We start from the raw sequence: 17,234 nt of genomic DNA, 5'->3' as shown, positions 1-17,234 counted from the left end.
AACAATGAGTTTTAATATGAAAAAAATCAACAACTTAACTGAAAAATACAGTAAAGAAAACATAATAATCCACTGGTTTACAGCAGTTCTAATATTAATTTTATTCCCTTTAGGAAAATATATGGAAACTATACCTACTAAAGATAAAATGAATTTAATAATAGTCCATATTATACTAGGAGGCATTGTTTTTTTTCTAACACTTTTTAGAAGTTATCTTTTTTTTACAACATCAAGACCAAAAGATTTAATAACTGGATCAAAGTTTAATGACAAATTAGCTATTTGGATCCATAACTCCTTTTACTTTTTATTAATTGGTATATCCATTGCTGGTATTCTCACAATGTTTTACGGAGGATACATTAATGCAATAAAATCAGAAGCCCCTACTTTAATACTAAAAAAGGATAACATAACAGCTCTTAAAGCTCACAGTGTACTTGCAGTTATTATGATTTTCTTATTGATGTTGCATGTTTTAGGTGTAATAAAACACTATTTTTTAACAAAAGAAAATACTTTAAAACGAATTTCTTAAACATTAAATTATGAACATAATTAAACAAAAAAAGAATACCATCACAACAGCCTTAAAAATATTTTTTATTGCATTTTCAATAATATGTATAGCCTCATGCAATAAGCAAGAAGAATCTAAAAATAAAACTAAAATGAAGACAAATAATTCAGAGCATATTATTCTTATTAATCCTTTTGAAGTTCCAAAAGGTAAATTAGAAGAGTCTGTCAAATACTGGGAAGCATGTAGAGATTTTCTCAAAAAAGAACCAGGTTATATCTCAACAAAATTACACAAATCAATAAAGGAAGATGCTAAATTTGAATTAATTAATGTTGCTGTTTGGGAAAGTCCAAAAGCATTCATGGATGCTAGTAAGAAAATGTCAAAAGAGCTAGGAGTACCTCCTACTGAAGGACTTAAAGCAAATCCATCACTTTACAACGTTATTAGCGAGTAGAAGACAAAAAATTGTAGTGAGTTTGTATTTGGTAATTGTTTTTAGTTATTAACTCCCCTTAAATAGCCCCTTAACAAAACTAAAATCTCTACCAAATACAAACTCATTTTATTTGTTAAATTTTCGAACCACATGAAAAGTCTGACCACTATTATTCAAATTCTATCAATTATAGTTACTGGGATGTTTTCTGGAGCAATGATAATGTTATATACTGCAGTTCTTTCTTTTTGGAAACAAACAAAGCCCTCAGGTTTTTTAATTTGGTATTCTAATTATTCTTCCGGAATCATAGATTCTACAGGCCCTTTATTAATGTTAAGTATTTGCTTGCCATTATTATCTTTTGTTTTAGTAAGAAAGTTTTCTCGGATTAATATTTATTGGCTTTTATCCTTTCTTTTATGTGTTTTGATTATGATTATAACCTTAATTTATTTTGTTGATGTTAATACTTCATTTGGTGAAAAATCTATTGAAATAGGCAATATAAAAAGTACTTTAAACACATGGGGCAACCTTCATCTTATAAGAATATTACTAGCTTTATTTTCTTCCTTTTTAGGAGGAATTGGATTAGTTAAATACCTTTCTTACAATTAAAAAATAAACTAGTAAGTTGGCATCATCACAAATAAAAGTGCTAAACATACTCATTTAAGACACTTATGATAAGACTTTTAGAGTACTTTATTTATTTAAACATTGTTATCTCAACTTCTGCTGGTTTATTAATTATGGGAATAACTAATTATTTTAGCATAGACAATTATATACTTTATGGTTTTTTTGGTTTCTTTTCAACATTGAGTGTATATAATATTCAACGTTTAGTTAAGTCTAATATTAATAAAAAAACACCTTGGCTAAATTGGGTATCTAAACATAAAAAGCTAGTAACTATAATTTCATGTATAAGCAGTATATTAGCTATTCTCCTTTTTGTTTCATTGATAACTAAATTGACTCCAACAATTATCATTTTGATTAGTATATCTATTTTAATATCATGCTTTTATGTAATTAAAATAAAAAATAAAAGCCTCCGAGAATTGCCATATGTTAAAATTCACTCAATTGCATTAACATGGACCGCAATAATAGTTGCATTCCCACTATTAAATGAGCATATCTATACTTGGAGAGTATTAATTTATTTTATACCAAGTCATTATTTATACTTTATTGCAATTGCCATTCCTTTTGATATTCGCGATTTAAAGTATGACTTATTATCTCAAAGAACAATTCCGCAAGTTGTAGGTGTAAAATGTTCAAAGATTATTTCAATAATACTTTTAATTTTAAGTTCTATAGGCTTAGGGGTTCTTTTTTCTCCCAATTTATTTACATATCTATTTGTTACTGCCATACTAGTACAGGTATTATTCATCCTATTTTCCGCCGAAAAACGTCAGGAATATTATTATTCTTTATTTATTGATGGTGCAATTGGCTTATTAGGGTTAAATTACTTAATCCTTTAAACCATAGTTTTTTATTACTTATTTTACGGACTCCCATATAAATATTAGTTCCGAAATTTACAAGTTGCAGCTCAGACTATAGTTTTTGATGAAGAAATACAAATTGTTTTATTATCCGGAGTTATTAACCTGATAAACGACAAATTTATTTTGATATAATTAGTTACCTACAATTTAAACTCACTCAAAATTGAACACTAACAGAATTGAAAGAATTGAATTATTTAAAAAGTTTAGAGATGAAATATTCTTAGATACTTTTAATGATTTTCATGAAAAAGATGAAAGAGCTGAAAAATTTCACAAAGCATATTCTTTACATAAATTTAGAGGAGATAGGTCTAATAGACTGAATGAACGCTCGGTGGATGTATTTTTTGGAGACCGAGCATATGAAACTATGACTCGTGGGAACAAATGGAAAACACTCACTGAATATGGAACTACTTTGCTATACAAAAGAAATGACGATGGTTTTGTTACTGTTTTTCTATATCCTTCAAATCCCGAAAATCAATCACAAAAAGAAGACTTTATACTTTTACATAAAAGATTGAATCCAACTGAACTTTTGAGAAAATCAGTTTTATCAAATCATTGGAAAGCATTTATTTCCTATATGGAATGTACTAGTTTAGACGGTAGTCCTAATTCAATAGATAAGTTAAGAGTTGGTTATTTAAAGCTTGTCAAACAATTAGTTATTAAAAATAAAGTACAGCAAAGTAGAATTAAATCATACTTTTATGATATATCTAAATTTGTTTTAACGGTAGGGTTGAGTGGTTTTATTATTTACTTGGTTACACTTTCTCAAAATGACAACAAAGTAATTGAAAATCAAAAAACTATAGAATTACAAAAAAATATTGAACAAGACATTCATAAAACAAATTCAATTTTAGACAGCATAAATATAAATTTAAAGAATCTAAAAACAGAATAAAACTGCAGGTAACAACATGTATAATTCATTGCTAGTAATAGCTTACTTACGAAAGTCCTCACGGACTTTCTATCTGTGATTTATTTGCTAAATTAGTTACTGAAATACGCAACGAACCATACACAAGACCGTTAGCAAAAATTAACAATATGGAATCATCAACAATATTGAATATAGCAAGTTTTTCAATTAATATGATTAACAAACCATCTGGCAATCCTATGGATGCTGTTGTGCAAATGCTTAATTCAATTAATTCAAAAATAAACATATTGAATGAAAAAATGGATTTAATAATTAATGAAATTACGACAGTTGATGATAGAGTTGAAACGAAAAGAAGGGTTAATGATTTAATTGCCGTTTATGAGCAATCTAGAATATATCTTAATAATTATAATGATTATATTGAAAACTATAAATATGGACGCAAAAAATTTATTGAAGACCATAAATTTTCAATAAATCAACACTTACAGGATATTACTAATTCATTCAATGTTTTAAAAAGCAATCACGAACCATATATCATTTCTCAAATTTGTCTATCAATTATTCTTTATAGTAATTTAAGCCATCTAGTTGATACAAATAATATAAAAGTTAAGAACCAATTTGATGCATTTTTAAAATATTTAAAACAAGTTTTATATACAAGTGGTTCGTCTATTGAAAAAATAATTAATCGCCTTGAAAATGAAGTGAATGAATTATTGACAGAAGAATGGGCTGAGTTAAAATATAATTATTACAGAGCTGGATCGGGTAGACAACGAGGAGTAGGCAGGAATGGACAGGCATATCTTAGAACCCCAACTTTTGAATTAAAAGAAACTAGTGTAGAAGAAAAAGAATTAATATCTTTTTTTTATAGTGAAGGATATATTTCAAATGAAGATTGGTTTTATCAATTTGTTAAGTTAAATAGCAAGAAAATTGATTTAAATGTTTATAAAAATCACAAGAATAAATGTCAAACTCACATTGTTAAACCTGGAATACCAATTCAAAGAAAAACAAGTCATTGTAAATTCAATAATGTAAAGAGATTTAAATCTAAATTAAATGACAGTTTCAAACAGTTATTTTTGTATTATTCCTGCCAATACTCCACCTCAAATGTTTTAAAAGAAACCATCAAAAATTATCAAAAGCTATGAGAAGGAGATCTTTTAATATTTCTGTGGTTCCTAGAGGAAATCAATCGACTTTAATTTTGAAACCAAAACGTGGTCGAACAAATTTAAGCGATTTAGCTAAGGCGACATCTTTCTTTAGTGACTGGTTATATAAATTACCAGATTCTATGGCAGATTGTGAAAAGCATCTAAATAAAATTTACCACTCCATACCTAAGGAAATTTCGTATTTTTATGGTGTAGAAAGACATATCGATGTTAAAGGTAATAATCAAAACGAGTTTTGTTATCCTATTGGAGCTGGTACAGATGTTACCGATGCTCTTTCATCTTATTTTTTAAACCCTTCAGTCCTAAAAGTTGGGTCAACTTTAAGTAAATATACTATAGAAGGTCATTTCGTTAGAGTAAATAACACGAAAACTGGCGAATTGATATTTTCACAAGTATCAAACGATGTTTATTATAATTCTACTATTAGAAATGCAAAGATTCTGTCGAGAAAAAAATTAAAGAAAATAGCTATCGAAATACCTCTTAATATGGATAGCCTACCAAAAAACATTGAGTTTTCAAAATTCTGGAATTCAGTTATCTCAAATTATCAATCAGATATTGAAGAAACAGATTTATATAAAAAAATCAATACATTAAGAAATAATTTTATCCAGAAAGAAAAAGAATTTATTAAAAGTGTTGCTCTTTACAAAGAATATAGACAACGAGCGATGAATGCTCAAAAAAATCAATTTATGGCTCAACTTATTTTGAAAGCTATGACATCTTATTATAGCAGCTCTACTCGTAATGATCTTAAAAATGAAATATCTTCACTTGAAGAAAATCATCGAGCTTTACTAAACGAAAGTGTAAAAATTAATTCAAAAATGAATGGATTAATACGGAAATTAAATACGATACAAAATGAATTACATAGGAACTTGATTAATGTTAATGTACCTATAAATGATATTCCAGTTATAAACACCGAGCTATATTAACACAATAACTTTTGCTAATAACGTATATAAAAAATAGCTGTTTAACTGCTTAAACAAAAGAAAATTGATAAATTTGAGGTCAGTTGTATTCCGAAAAGTTAGTGCATAAAATCCGCTACTTTTCATATACAAGCACGTTGTGAGCAATGCAAGAAAATGAGTCAAGAAAACATTTTAAAGATTGGATGAAATTCCTCGACGAAAACGAGGTTAAATTTCAACTTATGACCGCATCACTATACTTGACTGCTTACGATTTGTTAATTGATACAATAATTCGAAAAATAGAAGAATTCTATACTGACGGATTTGATGAAAATGGATTTATAATTGGTGAACGATATAAAACCGAGGTTCGAGGACTTTATAAAAAAGACATCGTAATCGCATCTACTAAATGGCTTGTCAAAAATAATGTGATTTCAGAATCTGAATTAGTACGAATTAAACTATTTAAAAAACACCGAAATGAATTAGCACACGAATTAACTAAAATGATTTCCGATAGTGATTCGAATACAAAAACGGAGTTTATTTCTGAAATTAGAGACTTATATTTTAAGATACAAAAATGGTGGTTTATAGAATATGAGGTGCAGATTAATCCTGACTTAGCTCATTTAGATACTGACAAATTAGATTATAATGAAGTTTTAATGATGCAAATGTTACCAATGAATTATATGGTAAATATTGTTAACGATGAAATAGAAAAAAGAGCTAATCGAAAAAAGCAAAGCTCACAACATGGTGTATAAAACATAGCTAACAAGTGCTTAAATCAAAAAAGGATGGTGTTTTTGCTTATAGAGTACGAACCCCTCTCCCCAATAAACTATCTAGCACATTTTTTATTAATACTGTTCTCACGTTTAATTTCAACATAAACACCTAATTAACAATTAATTAAAAACAACAATTAACACTGAGTATAGTGAGAACTAAAAAAATAAAAACAAAATTTTAAAAGTTGAAATCAGCATTTTTCACGGTATTATCTGAAGAAATATTTCTTTGAGTGTAAGTCTCAGTCATTTTCAAATCATGGTGCCTAGCCTGATTTCTAACTTTTAAAGAAGGTATTCCACTATTTAACAAATCTGTAATACCAGTATCTTTAAGCGAATACCATTGATATTTATTTTCAATATTGTACACTTTCCTAAACTTATTCCATTCATCAGATATTTTCTTTGGTGCAAGTTGGGTTTTCCCTGGCAGAAATTTGTTTTTAGAAAATAAAAAATCATCATTTTTTCCTTTCAATAGATGTCTTCTCAATAAAGGTTTAAGTGAATTTGGAATCGTAACAATATCCGTTTTCTTGTTTTTAGAATTCTCACCAATTATTGTAATTGAAGAGTTACTTAAATCAACATCACCAACTTTTAGCTTTGTTAATTCGGTTCTGCGAATAAAACAATAATAAGTGCACATACATAATACATAGTAATTAAAATTATTCACTCGTAATTTCTTCAACTTGCTCTTAACATCATTTGTTAAGATTTCTCTCTTTTTCTTTTTCTCTGGCTTAGGTTTTATGGATTCAACAGGATTCTGTTTTATATACCCTTTACTTTTGGCCCAAATGAAAAATGAACTAAGAAATTGAAGGTAATTATTATAGGTTCTAGGACTATACCCCTTCTCAATATATAGGTAATCGAAAAAATCATGGATAAATGAATTATCAATTTCAATCAAGAATTTAACTTGTCTACTTTTTGTAACTTGAAATTCATCCAATTTCTTTAAGTAAGATAAGTATGATCTATAACTAACACTTCTTTTTATTCCATCCTTTACTTCCTTTTCTTGAACCTTAAGAAAGGTATCTTTAACCTGATCATAAGATTTGTAGTTTAAGTTTTTTTCTTCATAAAAAGGAGACCACCCATTTTCAAGTTTATTATTAATAGAAACCACCATTTTTCTAGCAAATTTTAACCGCTCCTTTTTACTTGAGATTTTAGGAACGCGGTTTCTGAAACGTTTTAATTTGTTTCTAGCTGGAATCTTAGCATAATAAACAATAATCCAATCTTGATTTTGACGCAGTTCTGCAGGTATATAGTCAATAAAGATTGTCGCAGAAGTTGATTTTTTAAAATTTGACATTTTTTTTTATTTCCTTCAATTCTTTAACCAACTGAAAGACAATAAAGTATAATGACTCAATTTTGACACAACAAACAGACGCCAAACGCGCTTGTTTATTGTTTTTCAATTACTTACGTAATTTTTGTACCAAAGGTGGGACTCGAACCCACACGCCCTTGCGAGCATCGGATTTTGAATCCGACGTGTCTACCAATTCCACCACTTTGGCTAAGTAGGCTGCAAATCTAAAAAATATTTTATTCAAATCATTTAAAAAATAACTTTTAAACTCTCAAAATAGTTTTATTTTTGCCACACACAACAACACTAACTAATAATAACATCTTGGTCAATGGCTACAAATCAATTAAGCCCAAAATTTTTTACTTGTTCACAAAGTACTGAACTTGCAGAAGAAATTGCTAAAATATATGGTGCCGATTTAGGTAACGTAAAAACTACACATTTTAGTGATGGTGAATTTCAACCAGCATTTGAAGAATCTGTTAGAGGACGTAGAGTTTTCTTAATAGGATCTACTTTTCCATCAGCAGACAATTTAATGGAAATGCTTTTAATGTGCGATGCTGCTAAACGTGCCTCTGCACGTCATATTACTGCAGTAATGCCTTATTTTGGTTGGGCTCGTCAAGACAGAAAAGACAAACCTCGTGTAGCAATTGGTGCTAAATTAGTAGCTAAATTATTAGAAGCTGCAGGTGCTACAAGAATCATGACAATGGATTTACACGCAGATCAAATTCAAGGATTCTTTGAAAAACCAGTAGACCACTTATATGCTTCTACTATTTTCTTACCATATGTAAAAAGCTTAGGCTTAGATAACTTAACCGTAGCTTCTCCAGATATGGGAGGTTCTAAAAGAGCTTACGCATATTCTAAGTATTTAGAAAGTGAAGTTGTTATTTGTTATAAGCAACGTTTAAAAGCCAATGTAATTTCTCACATGGAGTTAATTGGTAATGTAGAAGGTAAAAATGTTATTCTTGTAGATGATATGATCGACACAGGAGGAACATTGACAAAAGCTGCAGATTTAATGATGGAACGTGGAGCAAAAAGTGTAAGAGCAATTTGTACACACCCAATTTTATCTGGTAATGCTTATGAAAGAATTCAAAACTCACAATTAGCTGAGCTAATTGTTTCAGATACAATTCCTTTAAAAAAGAATATATCTAAAATAAAAGTTGTATCTTGCGCCCCTTTGTTCGCTGATGTGATGAAGAAAGTTCAAGATAACACATCTATTAGTGATCAATTTTTAATGTAAATTTTATAAATAAATAAGTAATGCAATCAATTACAATCAAAGGATCTCAAAGAGAAAGCGTAGGTAAAAAAGCAACAAAAGCCTTACGTAATGCTGGAAAGGTTCCTTGCGTATTATACGGAGGAGACAAGCCTGTTCACTTTTCAGCTGAAGCAAAAGCGTTCAAACCGTTAATTTATACTCCAAATGTATATACTGCAACGATTGAGCTTGACGGACAAACATATGATGCTGTTTTACAAGACATTCAGTTTCACCCAGTAACTGATGCTATTTTACACATCGATTTCTACCAGTTATTCGAAGACAAGCCAGTAACTATGGAAATTCCTGTAAAATTAGTAGGTTCTGCTAAAGGTGTTATGGTAGGTGGTGCTTTACGTCACAACTTACGTAAATTAAAAGTTAAAGCTTTACCTGCTAACTTACCAGATTCTATCGAAGCAGATATTACTGAGTTAGAAATTGGTAACAAGTTATATGTAACTGAATTAGCAAACGAAAAATATACTTTCTTACACCCAGATAACACTGTGGTTGCTCAAGTACGTATGTCTCGTAACGCTGCAAAAGCTGCTGCTGAAACAGAAGAAGCTTAAAAATCAGCTACTAAAAATAAATAAAAGCGTTACTTTGTGTAGCGCTTTTTTTAGTTTAAAACATGAATATTTTCAACTTTTTAAAGAAGTTATTTAGTACTTCTCATAAAACAGAGATAGAAATAGAAACAGATCCAATGAAAAAGTTTTTAATTGTAGGTTTAGGTAATATTGGTGAAAAATATGACGAAACACGTCATAATATTGGTTTTAAAATTGTTGATGCCTTTGTGAAAGAGCACGAAGGAAGCTTTGAAACTGAAAAACTAGGTGATGTAGCCAAACTAAAAATTAAAGGCAAGACCGTCTTTGTATTAAAGCCTAGTACTTATATGAATCTAAGTGGAAAAGCGGTAACCTATTGGATGAAAAAAGAAAATATTCAGGTAGAAAACTTATTGGTTATTACCGATGATTTAAATATTGACTTCGGAAAAGTTCGTATCAAAGGAAAAGGAAGTTCTGGAGGACACAACGGACTTAAAGATATTCAAGATAAATTTAATACAGGAGCCTATCCTCGTTTTCGTTTTGGTGTAGGCTCGCAATATAGGAAAGGGAGCCAGGTTGATTTTGTACTTGGAAAATGGAGCGCTGAGGAAGAAAGTGCTATGATAGAACGTATTCCTTTCTCTGTAAACGCAGTAACTTCTTTTATTACTGCAGGTTTATCAAATACAATGAATGAATTTAACGGGAAGTAACTGTTTCAATGAACAGTTATCAATTATCAGTTATCATTGATAATTATTAACTGATAATTGATATTTGACTAATTGTCTGAAGCATACCATTCAGCAAAACTAGTATCTGTTTCTTGTAGTTTAATAGAATGTAACAACAAGTTCTCTGGAAGACGGCTATTAATTTTCTCTGCAAAATCAATTACCATCATTTCACTTGTTGGTTGATAATCTACCAAAATCACATGATGTCCTCTATCTTTCAACTCTTTTGCTAATTCTACATGCGGTGTATTTTTATTAAACACCGTAGCATGATCAAAAACATCTACAATTTCCTCTTTTACGATCTTCTTAAGATCTCCAAAGTCTATCACCATTCCATACTTTACATTCGAAGTATCTGAAATTGGTTCTCCAATAACCGTTACCGAAAGCTTATAGCTATGTCCGTGTACATTCTTACACTTACCATCATACCCGTATAAAGCATGTCCGGTTTCAAAGCTAAACTGTTTGGTAATTCTAATCTTACTCATATTAATTGTCTTTCTTAAAGAAAAGGTTGCTTCGTTTCTTGCAATAACGCCTTATTTTCTTCTAAACTTTTTGTTTGCTCTATACTTATTAAAAAAATACACTACTGCTACTAAAGCAGCTAAAACGGCAAATAAATAATCTCCACCCATGGTCTTTGTTTTTTATATTCGTCGAAAGTACGAATTTACTTTTTAAATTTTGCTAATGCGTTTTTAGTAAAGTCAGATAACACCAACTTTCCTGAGGTTTCTGCTCTTTCTATTAACAATTCTTGCCAGTGTTCTGTTCCTATCCAAAGAGCTTTCTTCATTTCGTCTAAAGCTTCTGGATTATACGAAGCTAACTTTTCTGTAAAAATTTCAACTTCTTTGTCTAACTCATCAATGTTTTCAAACACTCTAGCATATAATCCTTTTTCTTTCGCCCAATAAGCATTTTTCCAGCTAGTAGCATCTAACGTAAGTTCTGCCAATCCGCTTACACCCACTTTACGTTCTACAGCAGGGGCAATTACAAATGGACCAATTCCTATAGTAAATTCCGATAGTTTAATAGAAGCCGCTTCTGTAGCTAATACATAGTCACAAGCCGCTGCTAAACCAACACCGCCTCCAACAGTTTTTCCTTGCACTCTACCTACAATTAACTTAGAACAACGACGCATGGCATTGATTACATTGGCAAAACCAGAAAAGAAGTATTTACCATCTTTCAAATTATCAATAGCCACCAACTCATCAAAAGAAGCTCCCGCACAAAACGCTCTTTCTCCTTCAGACTTTAATACAATAATTGCTACCTCATCATTGGTTGATAATGCATCAAATTCATTGGCTAAACGCTCTAATAACTCACTAGGAAATGAATTACTTGCTGGATGTCCAAATTCAACTGTAGCAATTTTATTTTCTATGCGTGTATATAAACTTCCGTTAGGTCTTGTTGTTGTCATTTTTTATAGTTTGTTCAAAAATAATCTTAATTTTAGTTTTTAAGAAATTATGAAAGATCAAATGCACTATTCGGTTATAGAAGGTATTCCTAAGCAAGCACAGTTAGAAGAGCTACTGCATTTATATGCTACTATTTTTGAAGATGCACAACTCAAATTCTTTATAGAACGTATTGAGACCAAAACACAATTACTTTGCTTAATTGCATATGATCAAAGAACACCTGTTGGGTTTAAAATTGGCTATCGATACGATGAAACCACCTTTTACAGCTGGGTGGGCGGTGTTTTAGAAAGCCACGGAAAAAAGGGAATTGCCAAAACCTTGGCCTCATTGCAAGAAAAATGGGCGCAAGAAAATGGTTTTTCGAAACTGAGAACGAAGTCTATGAATCGGTTTAAACCTATGTTGATTTTAAATCTTAAAAATGGTTTTGATATTGTACAGGTATACACCAATGATAGTGGTCAAACAAAAATCATTTTTGAAAAAACAATTTAGTTTTGTTGACTCAACTGTAAAAACTTAGCTCTGAATTTTAAAATCAACGGAATTCCTCTAGCAATTATCCATCCGTAAAAAGCAATCCAGATGGCATATAATTTATAGTCCAAATGGTCAAAGATTAAAAGCACTGGAATAAATACAAGTCCAGTAGAAAGTAATAATACGTTTCTTAAAAACTTCATTTCTCCTAATCCTTTAAACATTCCATCGTAAATAAATGCTATAGAACATACCGGTTGCATCAATAAGATAATCCAAAAAGTATTGTAAAATTGTTCTAAAACTAAAGGTTCTTTGGTAAAAATGCTTCCTATAAAATTGTAAAACACAAATCCAACTGCTGCCAACACTGCTCCAAAAACAAAGCCATATACAATCAATTTATTTCCTAGTTTGATTAGTGTATCATAGGCCTTTGCTCCTAATAGTTTTCCTGATAAAATATTTCCTGCACTAGAATATCCATCAATCATAAATGCACCCATCAACCATAAATTGAGTCCGATGGTATAGGCCGCAATGTATTCTTTTCCGTAGTCTGTTGCATAAGATGTTGCAAAATACAAAGCTGTGTTTAAAGCAATCGTACGTACAAACAGATTTAAAATCATGACTACAAATCGCGGAATTTCTTTATTAAACGGAAATTCAACCTTTAAAGAAATAGGAGTTTTAGCAAGTAATAAGTAGCCCGACATTATAGCCATAACCATTTGTGCTATGACACTGGCATAGGCGGCCCCTTGAATATTCATAGGATTGATATACCCTTCAATTCCATACACCAAAACAAGATCTAATGCAATATTTACAATAGTACCTACAATGGCTATTAGCATTGGATAATAGGTGTTTTGTAAACCTCTAAAGGTTCCAAAAACAGCAATTACAAAAAGTGTAAAAGGAAATCCGAATACTCGAATTTTATAATACTCTACGCAGAAATCTAAAATGGTTCCTGAGGCATTGTAAAATTCAAAAATTTCTTTGGCAAAAGGATAACTTAGCCCTAGTACCATTAAACTAGTGGTTACTACAATAACAATGGCTTGTGCAGGTAAGTTTTTAACCTCATCTAATTTATTAGCTCCCACATATTGTGAAACGATCGATGAAATTCCACTACGTGTTTGTCCGAATACCCAAATAAGCATCGACAAAAATGCACCTACAATTCCAATAGCTGCAATACTTTCGGTAGCATTGTATTTGATGTTTCCAACAATGGCTAAATCGGTTGTAGAAAGTAAGGGCTCTGCAACTCCGGCAATCAATGCGGGAATAGCGAGTTTGTTAATATGTTTAAAACTAATATCGTAGGTCATAACGCAGAACAAAGGAACAGATATTCTTTTATTCCTAGAAATAAAATGAGTTAAAAAAATAACTACCTTTGTAGCCCAAAAAATTTGAAATGAAGCATATACTAGTTCCAATAGGTTCCACAGAAAACTCAATCAACACGTTACAATACGCAGTAAACTTTGCTGATGTTATAGGTGCAAAAGTATTTGTAATGCGTGCATACAAAATCTTATCAAAAGCAGGTGCTTTTGTAAGTGCAGATGATACGATGCAACGTGAAACAAACTTGTATTTACGTACGATGGTGAATGCCATTGATAGAAAAGGTGTAGAAATTAAGTTAATTACTGCAAAAGGAGATGTATTAGAAAGTATTACATCTATTGATAGAGAGTTGGGTGTTGATTTAATCATCATGGGACCTAAGAGTAATTCTATTAAAGAAGAAGTGTTTTTAGGAAATACATCTGGAAGCGTTTTAAAGCAAACCAACATACCTATGTTGATTATTCCTGATGGATACCAATTTACTCCAATAAAAAAGGTATTAACAGCCTTTAAATCGGGAATTATCAATCAAGAGAATGTATTAAGCCCGTTAAAGTTAATCATGGATAAATTTGGTGCTAACAACAATATGTTATTGGTTAAGACTCCAAATTATACCGATGCTGACTTAGTTTTAAACGAAGAATTAGAAGCTGTAAAGTCTGAGTTAACAATAACTGAAAATGCCACTACTTTCCAAGGAGTGTTAGAGCATTTTCAATCGAATAATCCAGATATGTTATGTGTGTTTAGACGCAAACGAGGATTCTTTCAAAAGCTTTGGGAAAAGAATACTATTTTAAAACAAGAGTTTCACTGTAGCATTCCTTTATTAGTATTGAGAGGAAAATTATAAGATAAAAAAAATAAGGAGGTTTATTTGAACCTCCTTATTTTTTTGTTAGCATACGCTTAATTTCATTAAGCTTCATTAAAGCTTCTATTGGCGTAAGTGTATCTATATTGGTTGTGAGAATTTCTTCTCTTAAATCTTCTAATAAGGGGTCATCTAATTGGAAAAAGCTCAATTGTAACTCATCATCTTGTGCTTCTTTTAGAGTGTCTTTTACTTCACCATTTGAATGGTTTTCTTCTAATTTTTGTAGAATTTTGTTTGCACGTTTAATTACCAAATTAGGCATTCCTGCTAATTTTGCCACATGAATACCAAAACTATGGTTACTTCCTCCTTCAACAAGCTTTCTTAAGAAAATAATACTATCTTCTAGTTCTTTTACCGATACGTTAAAATTCTTAATACGCTCAAATGAAGCTGTCATTTCGTTTAACTCATGGTAGTGGGTAGCAAATAGAGTTTTTGCTTTTGATGGATGCTCATGTAAATACTCAGTAATAGCCCAAGCAATAGAAATACCGTCATAGGTAGAGGTACCACGACCAATTTCATCTAATAATACCAAACTACGATCGGAAACATTGTTTAGAATAGAAGCAGTTTCATTCATTTCTACCATAAAGGTACTCTCTCCCATAGAAATATTATCACTAGCACCTACTCTCGTAAAAATCTTATCTACAATACCTATTCGAGCTGCTTCCGCAGGGACATAACTTCCCATTTGTGCTAATAATACAACTAAAGCAGTTTGACGTAAAATAGCAGACTTACCAGACATGTTAGGCCCAGTAATCATAATGATTTGCTGATCTTCTCTGTTCAACAACACACTGTTTGCTACATATTCTTCACCAATAGGTAATTGTTTTTCAATTACTGGATGTCGTCCGTTTTTAATCTCTAAATCGGTGGTTGTATCCATGGTTGGACGCACATATTCATTTTCTTTTGCTAAGGTTGCAAAGGATAACAAACAGTCTATTTGCGCTACCAATTGTGCATTGCTTTGTACTTGTGGTACAAATTGAATGATATACTGAATCAATTCAGCAAATAATTCAACTTCTAATTGCTGAATTTTCTCTTCAGCTCCTAAAATTTTGGTTTCGTATTCTTTTAGTTCTTCGGTAATATAACGCTCTGCATTTACCAAGGTTTGTTTACGAATCCATTCTTCAGGTACTTTATCTTTATGTGTGTTTCGTACTTCAATATAGTATCCAAACACATTGTTAAAGGCTATTTTCAAACTCGGAATTCCCGTTCTTTCGGTTTCACGAGCCAACATATTGTCTAAATACTCTTTTCCTGAGTTGGCAATAGCTCTTAATTCATCTAACTCACTAGAAACACCCGTTGCAATGGCATTTCCTTTGTTAATATTTACAGGAGCTTCGTCAAACAAAGAAGTAGTTATTTTAGCAACTAATTCTTCACAATTATGTAAAAGCTTCCCAATCATTTTTACCGCTGCATTCTTACTGGCTTCCGCTGCATTTTTAATAGGATGAATGGCCTTTAAAGAGTTTTTCAATAAGACCACTTCTCTAGGCGAAACCTTTCCTGTAGCTACTTTAGAAATCAATCGCTCTATATCTGAAACCTGCTGTAATTGGTAGGTAACGGTATCAAAAAACGATTCATCTTCTAATAAAAAAGAAACCAATTCATGTCGACTCTTAATCTGATCGATGTCTTTTAACGGAAGTGCTAACCAACGTTTTAATAAACGACCTCCCATTGGAGAAATGGTTTTATCAATTACATCTAATAAAGTAACTGAGTTTACCGAGTTTCCACCGTATAACTCTAAGTTCTTTACCGTAAAACGATCCATCCACACATAGTTATCCTCTAAAATTCTTCCGATAGATTGTATGTGTGATAGTTTGTTATGTTGTGTTTCTGATAAGTAATATAAAATAGCTCCTGCTGACACAATTCCATGATCCAACTCTTCTACTCCAAATCCTTTTAAGTTTTGTACTTTAAAATGACTGGTAAGGTTTTCATATCCATAATCTTTTTGAAATACCCAGTCTTCTAAATAAAAACTATGGAACCTGTCTGTAAATAATTCAAGAAAACGTTGTTTATGTTGCTTTTGTACTAAAACTTCACTTGGTGAAAAGTTTTGCAATAGCTTATCGATATACTCTTCGTTTCCTTGTGCTATTAAAAATTCTCCGGTAGACACATCTAAAAACGAAACTCCTAAGAGCTTCTTTCCGAAGTGTACAGAGGCTAAAAAGTTATTGGTTTTGGTTTGTAAAACTTCGTCGTTTAAAGCAACTCCCGGAGTTACCAATTCGGTAACACCACGTTTTACAATTTTCTTAGTCATTTTAGGGTCTTCTAACTGATCGCAAATAGCAACACGCAACCCTGCTTTTACCAATTTAGGCAAGTATGTATTTAAAGAATGGTGTGGAAAACCAGCCAAAGCAGTTTCACTTTCGCTACCAGCACCTCTTTTGGTTAAAATAATTCCAAGTACCTCAGCGGCTTTTTTAGCATCATCACCAAATGTTTCATAAAAATCTCCAACTCTAAAAAGTAACATTGCATCTGGGTATTTTGCTTTAATCCCATTGTATTGTTGCATTAACGGAGTTACCTTTTTTGCCTTTGTTTTTGCCAAGTGTTTCGGAATTTTAAATTAGTTTTGCGAAGATAGAAAAAAGTAGATAGTAGTGCGTAATAAGTTCTTAGGTTTAAGGTTTAAGGTTTAAGGTTTAAGGTTTAAGGTTTAAGGTTTAAGGTTTAAGGTTTAAGGTTTAAGGTTTA

At 31.0% G+C, this 17,234-nt stretch carries 18 protein-coding genes and 1 tRNA gene; 13 read left to right on the top strand and 6 right to left on the bottom strand.

Features of this window, described 5'->3' with window-relative positions; all coding sequences use genetic code 11:
* The first annotated feature begins 16 nt into the window (after positions 1–16).
* The 8 genes from Q0873_RS08345 (at position 17) to Q0873_RS08310 (ending at position 6,314) form a co-directional block, all read left to right on the top strand.
* On the top strand, positions 17–541 hold the full coding sequence (locus Q0873_RS08345) for a cytochrome b/b6 domain-containing protein (RefSeq protein ID WP_299106003.1): 525 nt from the start codon (positions 17–19) through the stop codon (positions 539–541).
* A gap of 10 nt (positions 542–551) precedes the next feature.
* Positions 552–983, top strand: coding sequence for an antibiotic biosynthesis monooxygenase family protein (locus tag Q0873_RS08340; RefSeq protein WP_299106001.1), 432 nt, complete (start codon positions 552–554; stop codon positions 981–983).
* A 132-nt stretch (positions 984–1,115) separates the two neighbouring features.
* On the top strand, positions 1,116–1,586 hold the full coding sequence (locus Q0873_RS08335) for a DUF1772 domain-containing protein (protein WP_299105999.1): 471 nt from the start codon (positions 1,116–1,118) through the stop codon (positions 1,584–1,586).
* Positions 1,587–1,651: 65 nt separating this feature from the next.
* Positions 1,652–2,470 (top strand): hypothetical protein, encoded by an 819-nt coding sequence (locus Q0873_RS08330; protein ID WP_299105997.1) that lies wholly within the window; start codon positions 1,652–1,654, stop codon positions 2,468–2,470.
* Between the two features lie 190 nt (positions 2,471–2,660).
* Positions 2,661–3,416 carry a hypothetical protein gene (locus Q0873_RS08325; protein WP_299105994.1) on the top strand — a complete coding sequence of 252 codons (756 nt, stop codon included), beginning with the start codon at positions 2,661–2,663 and terminating at the stop codon, positions 3,414–3,416.
* A gap of 149 nt (positions 3,417–3,565) precedes the next feature.
* The gene (locus tag Q0873_RS08320; RefSeq protein ID WP_299105991.1) at positions 3,566–4,576 is read left to right on the top strand and encodes a hypothetical protein; all 1,011 of its coding nucleotides are present in this window, start codon (positions 3,566–3,568) and stop codon (positions 4,574–4,576) included.
* Positions 4,573–5,556, top strand: a complete 984-nt coding sequence (locus tag Q0873_RS08315; RefSeq protein ID WP_299105988.1) for a hypothetical protein — start codon at positions 4,573–4,575, stop codon at positions 5,554–5,556. Before Q0873_RS08320 ends, Q0873_RS08315 begins: the two co-directional genes overlap by 4 nt.
* A gap of 224 nt (positions 5,557–5,780) precedes the next feature.
* Positions 5,781–6,314, top strand: coding sequence for a hypothetical protein (locus Q0873_RS08310; protein ID WP_299105985.1), 534 nt, complete (start codon positions 5,781–5,783; stop codon positions 6,312–6,314).
* 205 nt (positions 6,315–6,519) lie between these two features.
* On the opposite strand, the gene Q0873_RS08305 is transcribed toward Q0873_RS08310, so the two are convergent.
* Entirely contained in the window at positions 6,520–7,677 is a 1,158-nt protein-coding gene (locus Q0873_RS08305; protein ID WP_299105982.1) for a site-specific integrase, read from the bottom strand.
* 127 nt (positions 7,678–7,804) lie between these two features.
* Positions 7,805–7,888: transfer RNA gene (locus Q0873_RS08300), tRNA-Leu, on the bottom strand.
* A 123-nt stretch (positions 7,889–8,011) separates the two neighbouring features.
* Here Q0873_RS08300 and Q0873_RS08295 point away from each other — a divergent pair.
* The 3 genes from Q0873_RS08295 (at position 8,012) to pth (ending at position 10,256) form a co-directional block, all read left to right on the top strand.
* The gene (locus tag Q0873_RS08295) at positions 8,012–8,953 is read left to right on the top strand and encodes a ribose-phosphate pyrophosphokinase (protein ID WP_299105979.1); all 942 of its coding nucleotides are present in this window, start codon (positions 8,012–8,014) and stop codon (positions 8,951–8,953) included.
* Between the two features lie 20 nt (positions 8,954–8,973).
* A complete protein-coding gene (locus Q0873_RS08290) occupies positions 8,974–9,552 on the top strand; it encodes a 50S ribosomal protein L25/general stress protein Ctc (RefSeq protein ID WP_299105977.1) in 579 nt (192 codons plus the stop codon).
* 62 nt (positions 9,553–9,614) lie between these two features.
* Positions 9,615–10,256, top strand: a complete 642-nt coding sequence (gene pth, locus Q0873_RS08285; RefSeq protein WP_299105975.1) for an aminoacyl-tRNA hydrolase — start codon at positions 9,615–9,617, stop codon at positions 10,254–10,256.
* Between the two features lie 68 nt (positions 10,257–10,324).
* Here the strand turns inward: pth and Q0873_RS08280 are convergent, their stop codons facing one another.
* Together Q0873_RS08280 and Q0873_RS08275 are read right to left on the bottom strand one after the other, a co-directional pair.
* On the bottom strand, positions 10,325–10,774 hold the full coding sequence (locus Q0873_RS08280) for a 6-carboxytetrahydropterin synthase (RefSeq protein WP_299105972.1): 450 nt from the start codon (positions 10,772–10,774) through the stop codon (positions 10,325–10,327).
* 185 nt (positions 10,775–10,959) lie between these two features.
* Positions 10,960–11,727, bottom strand: a complete 768-nt coding sequence (locus Q0873_RS08275; RefSeq protein ID WP_299105970.1) for an enoyl-CoA hydratase/isomerase family protein — start codon at positions 11,725–11,727, stop codon at positions 10,960–10,962.
* A 49-nt stretch (positions 11,728–11,776) separates the two neighbouring features.
* Between Q0873_RS08275 and Q0873_RS08270 the strand changes: the two genes are divergently transcribed.
* The gene (locus tag Q0873_RS08270; protein ID WP_299105968.1) at positions 11,777–12,229 is read left to right on the top strand and encodes a GNAT family N-acetyltransferase; all 453 of its coding nucleotides are present in this window, start codon (positions 11,777–11,779) and stop codon (positions 12,227–12,229) included.
* On the opposite strand, the gene Q0873_RS08265 is transcribed toward Q0873_RS08270, so the two are convergent.
* Positions 12,226–13,560: an MATE family efflux transporter gene (locus Q0873_RS08265; RefSeq protein WP_299105966.1), complete on the bottom strand. Its 1,335-nt coding sequence runs from the start codon at positions 13,558–13,560 to the stop codon at positions 12,226–12,228. The genes Q0873_RS08270 and Q0873_RS08265 overlap by 4 nt on opposite strands.
* A gap of 89 nt (positions 13,561–13,649) precedes the next feature.
* Between Q0873_RS08265 and Q0873_RS08260 the strand changes: the two genes are divergently transcribed.
* Entirely contained in the window at positions 13,650–14,444 is a 795-nt protein-coding gene (locus Q0873_RS08260) for a universal stress protein (RefSeq protein WP_299105963.1), read from the top strand.
* Positions 14,445–14,478: 34 nt separating this feature from the next.
* Here the strand turns inward: Q0873_RS08260 and mutS are convergent, their stop codons facing one another.
* A complete protein-coding gene (gene mutS, locus Q0873_RS08255; protein ID WP_299105961.1) occupies positions 14,479–17,088 on the bottom strand; it encodes a DNA mismatch repair protein MutS in 2,610 nt (869 codons plus the stop codon).
* Between the last annotated feature and the right edge of the window lie 146 nt (positions 17,089–17,234).

Source organism: uncultured Tenacibaculum sp. (assembly GCF_947498805.1).
Classification (GTDB): Bacteria; Bacteroidota; Bacteroidia; order Flavobacteriales; family Flavobacteriaceae; genus Polaribacter.
This window is presented reverse-complemented; position numbering and strand designations above follow the sequence as displayed.